The 16,133-nt window shown below is 58.1% G+C and carries 14 protein-coding genes; 9 read left to right on the top strand and 5 right to left on the bottom strand.

Annotated features, from left to right (window positions below; translation table 11 throughout):
* The first annotated feature begins 44 nt into the window (after positions 1 to 44).
* Together QSJ36_RS02055 and QSJ36_RS02050 are read left to right on the top strand one after the other, a co-directional pair.
* Entirely contained in the window at positions 45 to 1,373 is a 1,329-nt protein-coding gene (locus QSJ36_RS02055) for a homoserine dehydrogenase (protein WP_022398237.1), read from the top strand.
* Positions 1,374 to 1,394: 21 nt separating this feature from the next.
* Positions 1,395 to 2,612, top strand: coding sequence for an aspartate kinase (locus QSJ36_RS02050; RefSeq protein ID WP_022398236.1), 1,218 nt, complete (start codon positions 1,395 to 1,397; stop codon positions 2,610 to 2,612).
* Between the two features lie 203 nt (positions 2,613 to 2,815).
* Here the strand turns inward: QSJ36_RS02050 and QSJ36_RS02045 are convergent, their stop codons facing one another.
* The 3 genes from QSJ36_RS02045 to QSJ36_RS02035 form a co-directional block, all read right to left on the bottom strand.
* A complete protein-coding gene (locus QSJ36_RS02045) occupies positions 2,816 to 3,415 on the bottom strand; it encodes a hypothetical protein (RefSeq protein WP_285466519.1) in 600 nt (199 codons plus the stop codon).
* Positions 3,416 to 3,506: 91 nt separating this feature from the next.
* Positions 3,507 to 4,385: a T6SS effector amidase Tae4 family protein gene (locus QSJ36_RS02040; protein WP_285466517.1), complete on the bottom strand. Its 879-nt coding sequence runs from the start codon at positions 4,383 to 4,385 to the stop codon at positions 3,507 to 3,509.
* A gap of 455 nt (positions 4,386 to 4,840) precedes the next feature.
* Positions 4,841 to 5,350 carry a thioredoxin domain-containing protein gene (locus tag QSJ36_RS02035; RefSeq protein ID WP_022398232.1) on the bottom strand — a complete coding sequence of 170 codons (510 nt, stop codon included), beginning with the start codon at positions 5,348 to 5,350 and terminating at the stop codon, positions 4,841 to 4,843.
* Positions 5,351 to 5,453: 103 nt separating this feature from the next.
* On the opposite strand from QSJ36_RS02035, the gene QSJ36_RS02030 reads away from it, so the two are divergent.
* Positions 5,454 to 6,173: a TIGR02206 family membrane protein gene (locus QSJ36_RS02030; RefSeq protein ID WP_022398231.1), complete on the top strand. Its 720-nt coding sequence runs from the start codon at positions 5,454 to 5,456 to the stop codon at positions 6,171 to 6,173.
* Positions 6,174 to 6,276: 103 nt separating this feature from the next.
* On the opposite strand, the gene QSJ36_RS02025 is transcribed toward QSJ36_RS02030, so the two are convergent.
* Both QSJ36_RS02025 and QSJ36_RS02020 read right to left on the bottom strand, forming a co-directional pair.
* Positions 6,277 to 7,650 carry a hypothetical protein gene (locus QSJ36_RS02025; RefSeq protein ID WP_146019579.1) on the bottom strand — a complete coding sequence of 458 codons (1,374 nt, stop codon included), beginning with the start codon at positions 7,648 to 7,650 and terminating at the stop codon, positions 6,277 to 6,279.
* 86 nt (positions 7,651 to 7,736) lie between these two features.
* Positions 7,737 to 7,964: a hypothetical protein gene (locus tag QSJ36_RS02020; RefSeq protein WP_146017777.1), complete on the bottom strand. Its 228-nt coding sequence runs from the start codon at positions 7,962 to 7,964 to the stop codon at positions 7,737 to 7,739.
* A gap of 416 nt (positions 7,965 to 8,380) precedes the next feature.
* On the opposite strand from QSJ36_RS02020, the gene QSJ36_RS02015 reads away from it, so the two are divergent.
* From QSJ36_RS02015 to QSJ36_RS01990, 6 genes are all read left to right on the top strand, one after another.
* Positions 8,381 to 11,926 (top strand): adenosylcobalamin-dependent ribonucleoside-diphosphate reductase, encoded by a 3,546-nt coding sequence (locus QSJ36_RS02015; RefSeq protein ID WP_285466510.1) that lies wholly within the window; start codon positions 8,381 to 8,383, stop codon positions 11,924 to 11,926.
* Positions 11,927 to 12,029: 103 nt separating this feature from the next.
* Positions 12,030 to 12,737, top strand: a complete 708-nt coding sequence (locus QSJ36_RS02010; RefSeq protein ID WP_102722295.1) for a DUF5131 family protein — start codon at positions 12,030 to 12,032, stop codon at positions 12,735 to 12,737.
* Between the two features lie 164 nt (positions 12,738 to 12,901).
* Positions 12,902 to 13,834: a shikimate dehydrogenase gene (locus QSJ36_RS02005; RefSeq protein ID WP_102728820.1), complete on the top strand. Its 933-nt coding sequence runs from the start codon at positions 12,902 to 12,904 to the stop codon at positions 13,832 to 13,834.
* Positions 13,827 to 14,852, top strand: coding sequence for an A/G-specific adenine glycosylase (locus QSJ36_RS02000; protein WP_102722297.1), 1,026 nt, complete (start codon positions 13,827 to 13,829; stop codon positions 14,850 to 14,852). Before QSJ36_RS02005 ends, QSJ36_RS02000 begins: the two co-directional genes overlap by 8 nt.
* Positions 14,849 to 15,427 carry a leucyl/phenylalanyl-tRNA--protein transferase gene (gene aat / locus QSJ36_RS01995; protein ID WP_022398223.1) on the top strand — a complete coding sequence of 193 codons (579 nt, stop codon included), beginning with the start codon at positions 14,849 to 14,851 and terminating at the stop codon, positions 15,425 to 15,427. The genes QSJ36_RS02000 and aat overlap by 4 nt, the downstream gene beginning before the upstream one ends.
* A gap of 65 nt (positions 15,428 to 15,492) precedes the next feature.
* Complete coding sequence (locus tag QSJ36_RS01990; protein ID WP_212656392.1) at positions 15,493 to 16,065, top strand: four helix bundle suffix domain-containing protein; 573 nt, start codon at positions 15,493 to 15,495, stop codon at positions 16,063 to 16,065.
* Positions 16,066 to 16,133: the final 68 nt, after the last annotated feature.

Raw genomic sequence — 16,133 nt, 5'->3', positions numbered from 1 at the left:
GCTCTTGCGTTACAGGGATTTTTTTGCATAATCCCCCGGCAGGAATGACGGAAAAACCTATACAACTTGGGCTTGCCGGGCTGGGGACGGTTGGTTCCGGCGTTTATGAAACGCTGTGCCGCAACCACTCCCTTCTGGAAGCCCGGAGCAAGATTCCTTTCAGAATCAAGCGCATCGCCGTGCGCAATCTGGAAAAACCCAGGGAAACCGCCGTTCCCCAGGAGCTGCTGACGGACGACTGGCAGGACCTGGTGAATGACCCGGAAATAGACATCGTCATCGAACTGATCGGCGGCACGCGCCAGGCTTACGAGCTGGTGACGCTGGCCCTCCGCGCCGGGAAACCCGTCGTCACGGGAAACAAGGCTCTTCTGGCGGAGTACGGCGCGGAGATTTTCAAGCTTTCCGCGGAAATGGGCACGCCCATTTATTTTGAAGCTTCCGCCGGAGGCGGCATCCCCATCATCCAGAGCCTGCAGAATTCCCTGATCTGCAACCATATCAATTCCATTGTCGGCATCATCAACGGAACGTCCAATTACATCCTCTCCGCCATGGGAGAACACGGGGCCGATTACGCGGACGCCCTGGTCCAGGCCCAGAAGCTGGGCTTTGCGGAAGAAGATCCCTCCCTGGACGTCAACGGCTGGGACGCCGCCCACAAGGCCCTCATCCTGGCGATGCTGGCGTACGGAACCACTATTTCCCCTGACAAGATTTACGTCAGCGGCATTGAGAACATCACCAGCCGGGATTTCGAGTTCGCCAGGAAGCTGGGCTATACCATCAAGCTCCTCGTCGTCATCCGCTACCATGAAGGGCAGGAAGACGCCCTGGAACTGCGCGTCCAGCCCTGCTTTGTCCATGACTGGCATATCCTGGCCTCCGTGAACGGCGTATTCAACGCCATTTCCGTCAACGGAGACATTGTAGGGGAAACGCTGTTTTACGGCCGCGGAGCGGGCAAAAATCCCACAGCCTCCGCCGTCATCAGCGACGTGATCACCGCCATGCGTGAAAGCCGCTATCCTGAATACCATACGGGGTTCAATCCGTATGCCAAGTCCTGCGGAATCATGCACATCAATGATACGGTCACCCCGTATTACGTCCGCTTCCAGGTGGCGGACCAGCCCGGCGTCATTGCGGAGATAGCCCGCATTCTGGCCACCTTCGGCATCGGCATATCCGCCACCTCCTCCGCTCCCAGCCATATCGCTGAAGACGGAGCCCAGTGGAACGACCTCGTTTTCATCCTCCATTCCTGCCCGTGGGGCCAGCTTCAGAAGGCCCTGGAGGAAATTGCCCGCATTTCCTGCGTGGCGGCGGAACCCCGCGTACTCCGCATCGAACACCTTCTTCCTCAATCCTAACCTACATCATCATCCTGTTACATGGCTCTTATCGTTCAAAAATTCGGGGGCAGCTCCGTCGGCACCATTGACCGCATCCGCAATGTGGCGCGCCGCATCCATGACACCGCCAAAGACGGCAACCAGGTGGTCGCCGTCGTTTCCGCCATGAGCGGGGTGACGGACAAGCTGATCGGCCTGGCCAAAGAGTTGTCCGAATCCCCTTGCGAACGCGAACTTGACGTGCTGATGGCCACCGGAGAGCAGCAGTCCATCGCCCTGCTCTGCATGGCCCTGCACGAGCTGGGGGAAAAAGCCATGTCCTTCACGGGGGCGCAGGCGGGCATCACGACCTTCGGCAGCCATACGCGTGGCCGCATCCACAGCATCAACCCCACGCTGATGAACAAGTACCTGCTGGAAGGCAACATCCTCATCTGCGCCGGCTTCCAGGGAGCCACGGAAGAAGGAATGGTCCAGACGCTGGGCCGCGGGGGGTCCGACCTTTCCGCCATCGCCATCGCTGCCGCGCTGAAAGCGGACGTGTGCCAGATTTTTACAGATGTGGACGGCGTGTACACCTGTGATCCCCGCGTGGTGAAAGACGCCAAGAAGATACAAACCCTTTCATATGACGAGATGCTGGAGATGGCCTCCAACGGTTCCAAGGTGATGCAGTCGCGCTCCGTGGAATTCGCCAAAAAATTCGGCGTCGTCTTTGAAGTTCGCAACTCCATGAACACCAACCCCGGTACAATCGTGCAAGAAGAAACTCCCTCCATGGAAGCCGTCGTCATCCGCGGCATTTCCATTGACCGCAACCAGGCCCGCGTTACCATTACCGGCATTCCGGACCAGATTGGCTACACGGCCCAGATACTGGGCGCCCTGGCAGAAGCGGAAATTAACCTGGACATGATTCTGGCCAATACCGCTCATGACGGCTACGTCCGCCAGTCTTTCACCATGCCCTCCAACGAACTGGGCCGCGCCCAGGCTGCCCTCAAGCCGGTCATGGCCGCCCTGGGTTCCACTGTGAAGGTGGAAACGGAAGCGGGTCTTGCCAAGCTTTCCCTGGTAGGCATCGGCATGCGTTCCCACTCCGGCGTGGGAGCTACCGCGTTCAAGGCCCTGGCGGACGCCAACATCAAGACCGGCATGATTTCCACCTCGGAGATCAAGATTGCCGTAATGGTGGACGAGTCAGACATTGAGGAAGCGGCCCGGGTGGTGCACAGGGCGTTCAATCTGGGCGTCTAACCCTTCCCCCTTTTTTCAGGCCCGGTTCACGGAAACGTGAACCGGTTTTTTCATGTATTTCCCCCCCTGTCCGGGACAGGGAGGGGAATGCTGAAATACAAAAAAAGGCCTGCTTCCTGAAAGGAACCGGACGGGGAGATGAAACATGCCCGGGCAACAAGGAAGGGCCTGCCGGAAAAACGGAAAGAAAAAAGAGTAAGACGTTATTTGCCGGAAGAGGGCCGGAAGCGGGCGGCCTCCGATTCTGCGGTGATCCTGGCGGGTTCGATATGAAGGAGTTTCCTTATAGCTTGGCCCCGATCGCTCTCCGTCATCGGGAAGTAAATGACGTCGTCTCCCAGATCATAGGAATCCAGGCCCGGGATACTGTCCGCCGGAGCAAAAGATTCCGGCGTGTCCGGCAGTTTTTTTACCTCCTTGGAGGAGGCAAGGGTATAATACATATAATTACCGGAATACAGTTCCGTTTTAGGGGAGCTGCCCGGTTCCGGTTTGGAGAAGCTGCCCGCAGAGTGTTTATGGGAAGCCCAGCTCCACTGGATCAAAGCCTCCACAGGAATGTCCCCCCGGAGGGATTGGACGACGCGGGCGTAGTACGTTATCTCCTGGTCCGTTTCTACCGTCTTATAAATAATAACCGCCAGGAGAATGTCGCTTCTCCGCAGGTACATGGCCGGGCTGTAAAGAGAAGCATCCGCGGCCACTTCAGCCTGCGTGGGAAAGGGGGGGGAAGATGGCGCCGCGCTGGCCGATACGGGTATCAGTCCGGAAAGCAAACAACAAAAGAGTGGTGTTTTATCCATAGAAATGGGTAGATTACTTTCTTTTCCATTATGTTCAAAAACGGAGCGAATGCTTTAAAAGCATTCGCTCCGTAAAAAAGAAGTTGATGAATTATTCAGCGTCTTTCAATGTCGCCCGGTTGATTAACCAAATGGGGCCAGTCAGGAAACTGCCAATGGAGATGTTGTCTCCCGGACACATTCCTGCGTGACCCTTTCCGGCAAACACAATAATGTCGCCCGGCTGCGGGCTGCAATAGCCTGTATCCTGGCCGTCGGCATAGTCCGGGTCGCCCAGGAGCTTTTGCACATAAGCGGCCATGTCCCTTGCACGGATGATCACGTGGGTTTTACCTTCCAATGCGCCAGCATTCGCCTTGTCTCCAATGAGCTCCGCCCCGGCTTCGTTCTTCAAGTCCTTCCCGAAGGAACTCAGCGCGATACTCATGCGCAGGGCGCAGCTGTTATAATAGCTGCGCAATTGCTCAGGTACATTGTCCTCAATTTCCTTCAGGTGAGCCTGATAGAGCCACCCCCCGATGTAGGACCAAACCTGTCCGGGATTGGGCATGGTGACATAATCCACCATATTGTAGCATTTCAGCAGTTTTTGGGCATCCTCCGTCTTCCAGAGATTGACGGGGACATCAATTTCCCAAAGTTCCAGGTCGGCCCCATCCATTTGAGGAACGAATTCTTCCGCATTGGGATAGGGGGCAATGGCATCCGGAACCTTCAGGTTCTCATGATGGAGCTTGACGTAATGGTAACCTTGCTTGAGTTCCTTCTTGCCCTCCGCCTTCCTGGATGAGTTGCCGTCCTTGAGTTCCACCACTTTCTGGTTGTCTATTTCCAGGTAACCGTTGTCGTCCATCTGAATGGTAAAGGCATATTCCTTATCGAAGGGGATACGGATGTATCCTTCCCAGTCATGAACGCCGGTTTCTTCCGTCTTGTGCCAGACGATTTTGGGAGCGTCTTTTTTCTTCACCTTGTAACGAGGATTATTTTCAGCGTCGAGCGGGTGAAATGGTATAGTTGATATAGCCATAGTGTTTATGTTTTCAATTCATTTATTGTTGAATGAACTGGCCATTCAGTCCATGGTCACCTTGAAAGATTTCCCTCTCCCCATCAACACGTTCAACGCGTATTCGGCAGACAGGAAAAGGGCCGAAACAGCGCAGGAATCAGGTGAAAATAAAGGGCATCAAAAATACAAGCATTGATGGCCAATAATTAAACATTCCAATCTCTCCGTCCCGGGAGGAAATAAATGCGCCTTCCGCCTGCACATTCCGGAATTTTGCCAAACCGTCTCCAATACGAAATATAAGAGGCGCCTCCAGAAGGAATATACCTCTCCGGACTATTGACGAGTGTTCATCTACAGGGAATTGGTCATTTTTCCCTGTAACCATGCAAAGGCCAGCAAAGGAAATTCCTTTACTGCACCCGTATGGTCTGTTCAATCAGTTCGTTCAGGCGGGGGGCGGAAACGCCGCCGACCATTTCCTTCAGCTTCATGCCTTCCAGATACAGGACCGTTAGCGGAACGGCTTCCAGCCCGTACTTGCGGGCCACGTCCGGATAAGCGTCCGCGTCAATCAGCACGGCGAACGCCTTGCCGTCCTGCGCCGCGGCGTAGGACTTGACCGCCTGCACGTAGTCCGTGGCCGGGCGGCTCCAAGGGGCATAAAAGACAATCAGCACCTTGCGGCCGGAGAGTTCCGTGAGCTGCCTCATGTCCTCCCCCTTGTAGTCCATCCACACGGGGGCCTTCTTTTTAGGCTCCGCGGGGGGGAGAACTTTTTTGGGAGGGTCAAACGTTCTTTCCAGGGGGCGCGGAGCGGGCTTCTTCTCCGCGTAGCGGGCGCGCCGTTCGCTGGAATCGTCGCATCCGGTCAGGCCGGCCATCAGCAGGCCGCTGACCAATATGAACAAGCCCTGTTTCATTCCGCAGGCAAGTATGCCCGGGGAAGGCGAATTTGCAAGACTGAAACCCGTCCCGCTTTTCGCGTTGCCCCCGCCCCCCCTTCTCTGTTATGGTAGCCGTCGCATGAACGGCGTCCCTCCACTGGAATTTGCAGGGGTTTCCCACTGGGCGGCTTTGGCCGTTCTTCTGGCGGCGGGAGTTTGCATCATGGAATTGGGGCAGTCCTACAAGAAAACCGTCAGGAACCGCACCACGTTCTGGCTGGGAGTCGCCTGCCTGTTCAGCCTGGTTCCGGACCTGGCCGCCATGCTGGCGGATGAACCGGAAAAGAGCTGGACGTGGATGCTTCCCCTGCATTTCTGCTCCGTCATGCAGGTGCTCTGCGCCCTGAGCCTGTGGATTCCCTCCCGCCTGCTGCGCTCCGTGGTATACTACTGCGTGCTGTGCGCCACCTTGCAGGGGCTGCTCACCCCATCCGTGGCCCACGATTTCCCGTCGTGGACGTACTTCGCCTTTTTCCTGTCCCACGGCGTAACGGTCATCACGGCCCTTTACCTGCCGCTGGCCCTGGAATGGAAGCCGGCGCGGTGGGATTTCCTGTGGGCCCTTCTGCTGGCGAACGTATATCTGGCGGCCGTCCACCCCGTCAACATGCTCCTGGAAACCAATTACGGGTTCACCGTGGCTACGCCTGCGGGCGGCTCCGTGCTGGACCTGTTCGGGCCGTGGCCCTGGTACCTGCTGTGGATGCAGATTCCGGCGCTCGTGCTGATGTACCTGCTCACGCTTCCCTTCCGCCATTATCCCAGAGGACGCACGGGCAGTTCCCTGTTCCATCATTGAGAAAGGCCCCACCATCCGCGCCAGGCTGTTCATGCCGGAACTACTGCGAAAGAGGAAAGGCGCGGACTCCCGATTCCGGACAAGAAGGGCCGGAACGAGCCTTTTATTGGACAATAGGCTTGAGGATGCCGATGTAGGTGTCCGACGTTCCGGTTCCGCGATAGATGGAATCTATCCTGATCTTGATGGTGTGCACAGGCTGCCTGTAGTACGGCGGCACGACGATCTGGGGCGTCCAGTCATCCCGCAGCGTGGCGTCAAAGGTGTAATTCCCGTTCAGCGTTACCTGGATGACTTTGGGGCGGCTGAACATGGAATAGGCTATGTTCGGATGCCGCCGCGCTTCCGTATCCCTTTCCGGATTGGTCACCGGGGAAATGCCGGTTTCCAGCATGATGCCCAGCAGCCGTCCCGGATTCTTGAGCTTGATTTCCAGGGTTTCCCCCTGCCCGTCTCCGGAAACGCCTTCCGCCCAATAGCCGGTGCCGTTCTTCAGGTTATCCGGGGAGCACGGCGCGCCGTAGGGGTCCTTCTCCAGAGTAGAGCTGGCCGTCACATCATACTGGTCCGTCAGGGTTCCCTTTTCACCGCGGATGGTGACCTGGCCGTCCTTGTCCAGCACCCAGCCGGGGCCGGGCGTCAGCACCACGGAGGAAGCATAGGGCCTGCCGTCCGCTCCCAGCAGGGACCAGGTATAAACGCCTTTGGGCGTAGTCACAATGGATTTGGCATCTGCGGACGGGTCCAGCTTGACGGATTGGTTGGTCATCTCCGAGCTGTATACATTCACGACCGCCCTGGGGGTGCCTCCCGTCCAGGTCATCACCGGAGAGGCGAGCAGCGTCAGACGGGGTTCCCCCATGTTGACCTTCGGTTCCGGCGTAATGGCAATATCCTGCGTATAAGGCACGGAAAACTGGAAGGTAAGCACATGAGTACCCGCCTTGTTGGGAACCTGGGCCACCAGCCAGTGGGTGATTCCGGCAACGGGGGACATGGTGGGAGCGTCCGCCTGAAGATGCCGCCCTTCCACCAGGGAGGAATCACATTTCAAATCGTCCACGGACGTCACGACGTCCTGCACCGCCTTCGTAAAAGGCAGGTTGCGTATGGGCTCCGGCTTTGCGGCATTGGCCTGTTCATCCGGCGGATCATACTGGAACGGCACGCCCACGGAGATGATCTTGCCCTTGACGCCTTTGGGGATGTCCAGCGCGCAGGTGTAAATCAGAAAGGCCTGGTGCTGTTTCAGGGACACGGTAACGTCCAGGGCGTTCAGCCGGATTTCGTCCGCCTGCGTCAAATCCATGGGGACCGGCAAGCCGGGCGCCGGAGCAATGCATTGAAGGGAGACGTTCCGCGACCGGGGCTGCGGGGCCTTTTCTGCGGCGCTCCGTTCCTTATGCTGAGGGTCTGCGGCCAGGACCGGCATGCAGCACACGGCGCCGGTCAACCAGATCAGGGTAGCCAATCTCATGGCCGTTAAAATAACGCCTTGCAGCACGTTCATCAAGGCTCATTTGAGGCAGATGGAAAAGCCTTTTCCTCCTCCTGCTTCCCGCCTTAAAAAACAAGGGAGAAGCCATTTTTTAATCCGTAAAATCCGTAGCAGGCAGGCATTCGTTTCAAGCCCAGGAATGTTGTCCCATGTTTTTTAAAAGGGCTTGTTGAGAGTTTTCCGGAACGACTTTTTGCCGGATGGGTGAAGAGCGGCGCCCTTGTGAAGGGGAGCAGAAGGAGGCCGCTCCCAACCGGATAGAAAACCGGCATGGACATCAGATGCTTCATCATGTTACTAATCAACAAAATTCATTTACTGGTAATAATCAACAGGAATTTTCACATAACAGGAAATACACGCTGCAATACCCATCCATCCGGCCCCTTAACGCCTTCTTATTGCCGGGGGTTTCCCATGGAAAAGCCCCCTCCGCGGGAGGCGAATAACGTTCTGCAGGAAGGCGCCCGTCAAGCAAAAAAAATGGAGTGTCAGGCAGACAAAAAAAATTCACGCAAGACAGGAGCAAAATTTCTCGGAAACCGGGATAAAGCACAACATGTGGGATACAGAAAAAAAGACTGTACAATATTTCCTTTTCATCGCGATTATTTTTCAGTAGATAATGCAAACGCTACGCGCCGCCCCAACCCCGCGACGGAGCGCTGCCTCACGGGATTTCTCCCAAACGCTTTCTACTTCGCAAGCCATGACTATAGACAACTCGCAAACCATACTCAAACTGCGTACAGGACAGGAAATCATCCTCCCCCAGAGGAAGGACCTTCTGGGCGGTCTGAAATTCACCAGAAGATTTTCCCACAACGAAGTCCATCCCTATGATGAAGTGGACTGGACCCGCCGCGACGTCCGCATCATGGATTGGAAGACCGGCAAGACCATTTACGAGCGCCTGGGCCTGGAAGCGCCCGCGCACTGGGATGACAACGCCGTCAAGATCACGGCGGACAAGTACCTTTTCGGCAGTGAACCGGGGTCCCTGGAATATGAAGACAGCTTCCGCAATATTTACGACCGCATTTCCAACACCTACACCGTATGGGGCTGGGAGGAAGGCTACTTCGCCACGCTGGAGGACGCGGAGATTTTCAATGAGGAAATCAAGGCCATGCTGGTGCAGCAGATTTGGGCTCCCAACTCTCCCGTATGGTTCAACATCGGCCACTGGGAACAGTGGCGCTGGGGCCGCCCGGACCTGCGGGAAAGCTATACCGGCCACGGCAACAAGGCCTACCACACCAAGGGCACCAAGAACAACCTGAAGACCTTCACGGTCCAGTCCACGTATGAATATCCCCAGTGCTCCGCCTGCTTCCTGACGGAAGTGGGGGACAGCATGGAGGACATCCTGGACCACCTGACCACGGAAGGCCGCATTTTCGCTTCCGGTTCCGGCGTGGGCATCAACCTTTCCACCCTCCGTTCCTCCAGGGAGCCCATCAGCGGCAAGGGCCGCTCCTCCGGCCCCATTTCCTTTGACCGCGGCTGGGACCGCATGGCCGGAGCCATCAAGTCCGGAGGCAAGACGCGCCGCGCGGCCCGCATGGTGCTGATGTTCAGCGACCACCCGGACATTTTCGAGTTCATCAGCACGAAGAACCGCCAGGAAGACATCGCCAAGGTGATCCTGCGCGAGCACAACGTGCACGTGGAGCTGAAGCAAATTGCGGAAACCAAGCTGGTGGCGGGCACCCCGGCGGAAAAAGCCGCCGCGCGCCTCATTCTTTCCCTGCCGCTGGCTACCCGGAACAGCTTTGACCCGCACATGGACGCCCTGCTGTACGGGGAAACGCTTTCCCACCAGAACGCGAACCATTCCGTCTCCCTGAAAGGCGACTTCTGGCAGGCCCTCGCCAACAACGGCAATACCTACACGCGCTGGGTCACGAACCCCGCCCACATTGAACAGACTTTCCGGGCCCAGGAACTGCTGGAAGCCATGGCGAAGTCCATCTGGGACAACGGGGAGCCCGGCGTGCACAACAATGACGTGATCAACCTCTGGAACCCCGTCAAGTCCATCGGCTCCATCACTACCTCCAACCCCTGCTCCGAGTACGTCTTCCTGAACAATACGAGCTGCAACCTTTCCTCCTTCAATGCCTACCGCTTCCTGACGAAGGGCGAGGACGGCAAGCCCGTCTTCGACGCGGACGCCCTGACCCACGCCGCGCGCCTGGCGATGGTCTGCGCGGACCTGAACGTGGAACGCGGCGGCTTCCCGATTGAAGAAATCGCGGAAGGCACCTACAAGTACCGCACCACGGGCATCGGCTTCGCCAACGTGGGCGGCTCCCTGATGGCGCTGGGCGTTCCGTACGATTCCGACGAAGGCCGCTGGATTGCCTCCCAGCTTTGCAGCGCCCTGACGGCGGCCTGCTGGACGGCCTCCGCGGAGATGGGCGCGGAGCTGGGTTCCTACGTGGAATACCCTGCCAGCAAGAAGGACCTGCTGGCCGTGCTGCGCCTGCATAACGCGGCCCAGAAGCTGGCGACCGCCCTGCCCGCCCAGAAGGATTCCAAGACTTTGGACGACCTGATTGAGAACATCATCGCCAACGCCGGCGGAGTGCTGCCGGAAGCGCAGGGGTTGACCGCCTCCTACGCCCTGCACGCCTATCTCAAAAGCTTCAAGGCTCCCACCCTGATGAACAAGGAGCGCATCGCCGCCGCCGCCAAGCTGGCGGAAGCCGCCTCCGGGATGTGGGCCAAAGTCGCCAAGGCTACGGCGCACCGCAACGCCTTCGTCTCCGTGATGGCCCCCACGGGCACCATCTCCGCCCCGCTAGGCTGTTATGATGAAGGCACCACCTCCATTGAACCGGATTACACGCTGGTGAAATGGAAGCAGCTTGCGGGCGGAGGCTCCCTGAAAATGTTCAACCGCCTGGCCCTGGAAGGCCTGCGCTCCCTGGGCTATGCGGAAGACTTCGTCAATGAAGCCGCCCTGGAAGTGGCCGGCCTGGACGGCCTGATTTCCGCGTTCCAGGGGAATATGGACGCCGTCGTGAACCAGCTCATCGTGGACCCCTGCAACGACCAGGCCGGACCCGTGCGCCTCGCGTGGCGCCGCCTGCTCTCCGGCACGGAATCCCGCAGCGAGATTCAGGAAAAGGTGGCCTATATCAGCAACCCGGCCAACATGTCCGTGCTGACGGCGGATGAACTGACCGTCATCAATGGCTCCGCCCACATTGAGTCCATCCCGTGGCTGGACAAGAAGGACCTTCCGGTCTTTGACTGCGCCGCCACCAACGGCAACGGCATCCGCGCCATCTCCCCCGCCGGCCACGTGCTGATGCTGGGCGCCCTCCAGCCCTTCATTTCCGGGGCGTGCTCCAAGACGGTGAACATGCCCGTCTCCGCCACCGTGCAGGAAGTCTACGATTCCCTCATCATGTCCCATGACCTGGGCGTGAAGTGCATCGCCATCTTCCGCGCCGGCTCCAAGGCGAACGCCGTTTACGTGGTGGACACGCCGGAAACCCGCATGTTCAAGGCCAACCATGTATGGGAACAGCTGGTGAACGCCGGAACGGAAGCCATTGACGAAATCATCGCGGAAGCGTCCAAGCCGCGCCAGCGCAAGCTGCCCGGCCGCCGCCTGGGCCAGACCGTGAAGTTCTCCGTGGGCGGCCAGCTCACGGGCTACCTGACGGTGGGCGTGTATGCGGACGGTACCTGCGGGGAAGTCTTCGGCCGCCTGGGCCAAGTGGGCTCCTTCGCCTCCGGCATGTTTGAAGCCTATTGCAAATTGCTCTCCACGGCCCTCCAGTTCGGCGTGCCGCTCAAGGAAGTGGTCAAGGGCTTCCGCAATTACTCCTTTGAGCCCTCCGGCTTCTGCCGCGTGGGGGACGATACGGAGGCGGACACCTGCACGGAAATCCGTTCCTGCGCCTCCGTGGTGGACCTGATCGCCAAGATTCTGGCGTGGCTCTTCCCGGAAAGCAACGGCTACCGCCTGCGGGACGTGTTCTCCATCCCGAGCGTCAGCCTGCCCGGCCAGGCTCCGGACACCACGGTGAGCGTGCTGCCCCCCCGCATCATCACCGCCCCGGTGCACCTTGAAACCCCGGCGCTGCCGGAGGTTCCCGCCGCCGGCAAGGCGCCGGAAGGCACCATGCTTAACGGCGCTTCCCTGTGCCCGCAGTGCCATTCCCTGGCCTACGTGCAGGACGGCAAGTGCAAGTCCTGCCGCTCCTGCGGGTATAAGGATGGCGGCTGCGGGGAATAAGCGGATTATTCCCGTACCTGTTATTTCAAGGCGGAACCCGGCCAGCTTCCGGGTTCCGCCTTGCTGATGCTTTCCCCAGCTCCAATCCATCAGAATCAATCAAATGGCTATGTGGAACCCATGGCGCGGATGCCACCGGTACAGCGCCGGGTGCAAATTCTGTTATATTCATCAAGCCGACAGACGGAGGGGAATGAATACGGACGAGATCGTGAAAACAGACAATTTTCATGCCCCCGTGCTGAAGAATAAAAAGGGAGATTACAGAATGAAACCCGGCCAGACCGTGTATCTGGGCTTCTCCACGGATTTTCTCATCCGGGAGGCGGACCCATGGCGCGGCGAATGCTGGGATATGATCCGGGAACGCCGGGACCTGAACTTTATTTTCCTGACCAAAAGAATTGAACGGTTCATGGAATGCATCCCCGGTGACTGGGCGGACGGCTATGACAACGTCACCATAGGCTGCACGGTGGAAAACCAGGACAGGGCGGACTTCAGGCTCCCCATCTTCAACAAGCTTCCCATCAAGCATAAAAACATCATTTGCCAGCCGCTTCTTGAGCAGGTGGACCTGGCCCCGTATTTGAACCAGATTGAACTGGTCGTCGCAGGCGGAGAATCCAACAGCTGCGCCAGGCCCCTGAATTATGAATGGATCTTATCCATCCGGGAACAATGCATCCGGAGCAAGGTTCATTTTGAATTCAGGCAATGCGGGACAAACTTCATCAAAGACGGGAAAATGTACCGTCTTCACGTCAGGCAGCTATGCAGCCAGGCGAAGAAAGCCGGGATCAACTGCTGACCTCCCGTCCGGCGTGCGGCAGAAAAAAGCGCCTCCCCCACGCGTTCCGGACTATGAGGCAAAAAACCACCCGGAAGAAGGAATGATAGGCGTTTGCCTTGAAATCCGGCGTAATTTCATTCATAGTACAGCGTGAGCGCCTGAGCCCGTTCCTCTATCTTTCCATGAAACCCTACTACACCCTGGCCGATCTTCTGGATGAAGAACATCCGTTTGATGCCGGAGAATCCGTTCCCGCCAGACTGGCCGTGATCGGCTTCCCCATCGCCCATTCCAAATCTCCCGCCATGCAGCAGGCCGCTCTGGATGCCGCGGGCATCCGTGCGCGCTACATCCGCATCCAGGCTTCTCCGGAAGAGTTTGCGGACGTGGTGCGCCTGCTCCGGGAAAAAGGATTCCTGGGAGCCAACGTCACGGTGCCCCACAAGCAGGCCGCCTGCTCCCTGTGCCATGATACGGACGCCCTCTCCCGCGCTACGGGTTCCGTCAATACGCTCGTCTTTCAAAAGGACGGCTCCGTTTCCGGCTTCAATACGGACGGTCCGGGCTTTGGACGCGCCATCCGGGAAGAATTTTCCGTGGACCTGCGCGATTTGAAGGTGGTGCTTCTGGGCGCCTGCGGCGGGGCCGGGCTGGCCCTGGCCTACACCTGCGCCATGCAGCACTGCGAGCGGCTGACGCTGGCAGGCAGGTCAGAAGAAAAGCTCCAGGCCCTTAAGGACAAACTGAGTTCCTTTTTCATTGACGAACACAGGCTGGAAGGACCATCCGACCGTCTGGCGGCCCACCTGAACAACACGCCGCGGTTCAATTCCGCCGTGGCGGAAGCGGACCTGATCGTCAACGCCACGTCCCTAGGCCTGAAACCTACGGACCCGTCCCCCGTGCCGTCCGCCCTGCTTTCCGCCCACCACCTGGTGTATGATTTACAGACGCATGACGACGCTTTCCAGATGGAAGCCCGCTTCCAGGGAGCCAGGGTCTCCAACGGCCTCTCCATGCTGATTCACCAGGGGGCCCTTTCCTTTGAACGCTGGTTCGGCATCAAGCCGGACATTTCCGTCATGCGCCAAGCCCTTGAACAAAAGCATGCCTGACACCAAACCCGATTTTGACATCCGGGCTTTCCGGAACGCGCTGGTGGAGTGGTTCCGGCGGGAGGGGAAGGATTACCCGTGGCGCCGGACCACGGACCCATGGCACATCCTGGTTTCCGAGCTGATGCTGCAGCAGACCACCATTCCCACCGTTCTGGGAAGGTATGAACGGTGGATGCGCCAGTTCCCCACTCCCGGGCACCTGGCCTCCGTGGACGAACAGACGGCCCTGCGCTCCTGGGAGGGGCTGGGGTATTACCGCCGCGTGCGTTCCCTCCAGGCCATCGCCAGGGAGATTGTCCACGAATTCGGCGGAGAGTTCCCGGACAACCCGGAAGGGCTGAAACGCCTGCCGGGCATCGGCCCGTATACGTCTGGGGCCCTGCTTTCCTTCGCCTTCAACAAGGCCGCCCCCATCGTAGACGCCAATGTGGCGCGCGTGCTGGCCCGCATTGACAATTATTCCGTGCCTGTGGATTCCACGGAAGGGTTGAAGTACCTGTGGACCCGCGCGGAAAATCTGGTGGATCCGGAACATGCCCGCGAATTCAATTCAGCCATCATGGAATTGGGGCAGACCTACTGCAGGATCAGCGCGCCGGACTGCCTGCTCTGCCCCGTCCGCTCCTTCTGCTCCGCGGAGCAGCCGGAAATGCTGCCTGTCAAGAATCCCAAGCCGGAAATTACCCGGGTGGAACACCACGACGTTCTCTACCTCCGCGGTAAATCCATCCTGCTGGCAAGATGCCCGGAAGGGAAGCGCCACGCCGGCATGTACCGTTTCCCCCAGCGGGAGGACGACCACACCCTTTCCCTGCCCCATGTGCTGAAACAGACCTACAGCGTCACCCGCTACAAGGTGACCCGCTACATCCACCATGTGGCGGAATCCCCGGCTTTTCTGGAGGGGGAGGAACTGGTTCCTCTGGACAAGGTGCACGAGCTGCCCATGGCCTCCCCGGACCGCAAGGCCCTGAATTCCCCCATTCTAGGCAAACTGCTGGACCAAATCAGATGAATCCCAGACTGACACCGGAACTGGTTCTTTCCGCCTACTGCCAGGGGTGTTTTCCCATGGCGGACCCGGAAACGGGAGAAATTTCCTTTTACGAACCGGATCCCCGCGCCCTGATTCCGCTGGACGAACGCTTCCACATCCCTCACGGTCTCAAGCGCGTCCTGAATAAAAAACCTTTTGAACTCCGGATGGATACCGCTTTTCCGGATGTGGTCCATGCCTGCGCCCGGACGGACGAACCGGAGGAACAATGGATAGACGGGCAGATTGAGGAAGTGTACGGCAGGCTTCACGAGATGGGCTTTGCCCACAGCGTGGAGTGCTGGGATGAGGAAGGATTGCAGGGGGGCCTTTACGGGGTCTCCCTGGGGAAGGCGTTCTTCGGGGAGAGCATGTTTCACCGGAAAACGGATGCCAGCAAGATTGCCCTGGTAGCCCTGGTTCAGTACCTGCGGGCCCACCAGTTCCTTTTTCTGGATACGCAGTGGACTACGCCGCATTTGCTGAAGTTCGGCACGTACGAGGTTCCGGCGGGGGAATACCGGAAGCTGCTGAAGAGGGCGCTGGAGGGGTGAGGAGAAAATTTGGAGTTTATTTATTTTAATGGACAAAATGGGAATAAATGAACAGGATGAACTCCATGGACGGAATGTCTCATGGATTTATTCCCAAGCATGGAGGATACCGGAATCTGGTGGTATACCGGGTTGCGGAGATCATTTATGATTTCACGTTCCGGTTCTGCAATAAATACGTGAAAAATCAAGGCCGGACTTATGACCAGATGGTTCAGGCAGCCCGTTCCGGCATGCAGAATATCGCGGAAGGGAGCGTGGATTCAGGAGTCAGCAAAGCGTCTGAATTGAAACTGACGGGAATTGCCAAGGGAAGCCTTCAGGAACTAAAGGAAGACTACCTTTCCTATCTGCGCCAGCGGGGATTGGAACAGTGGGAAAACAACAGTCTTTACGCGCAAGAGCTGATCAGGGCCAGGTTTTCTTCTGCACAGGAAGTTATCCGGTGGGTGGGCAAGCACAGGAATTTCCGCCCGGACCATTTTGGAGCAAATACAGCCGTTATCCTCATTAACGTAGCCCTTGGCCTGCTTGCTAAATTGATTCAAGCCCAGGAAAAGGATTTCATGCAGAACGGCGGCATCCGTGAACGCATGACCCGCGCACGGCTGGAACAGCGCAAACACAGAGGCAAATAATCTTCTTATTTAATATTTTGGTCCACTCCGTCCATCAAGTCCCTTTAGTCCATCCCTTCCCCGTCTCC

Source organism: Akkermansia sp. NBRC 115031 (genome assembly GCF_030268505.1).
GTDB lineage: Bacteria > Verrucomicrobiota > Verrucomicrobiia > Verrucomicrobiales > Akkermansiaceae > Akkermansia > Akkermansia massiliensis.
This window is presented reverse-complemented; position numbering and strand designations above follow the sequence as displayed.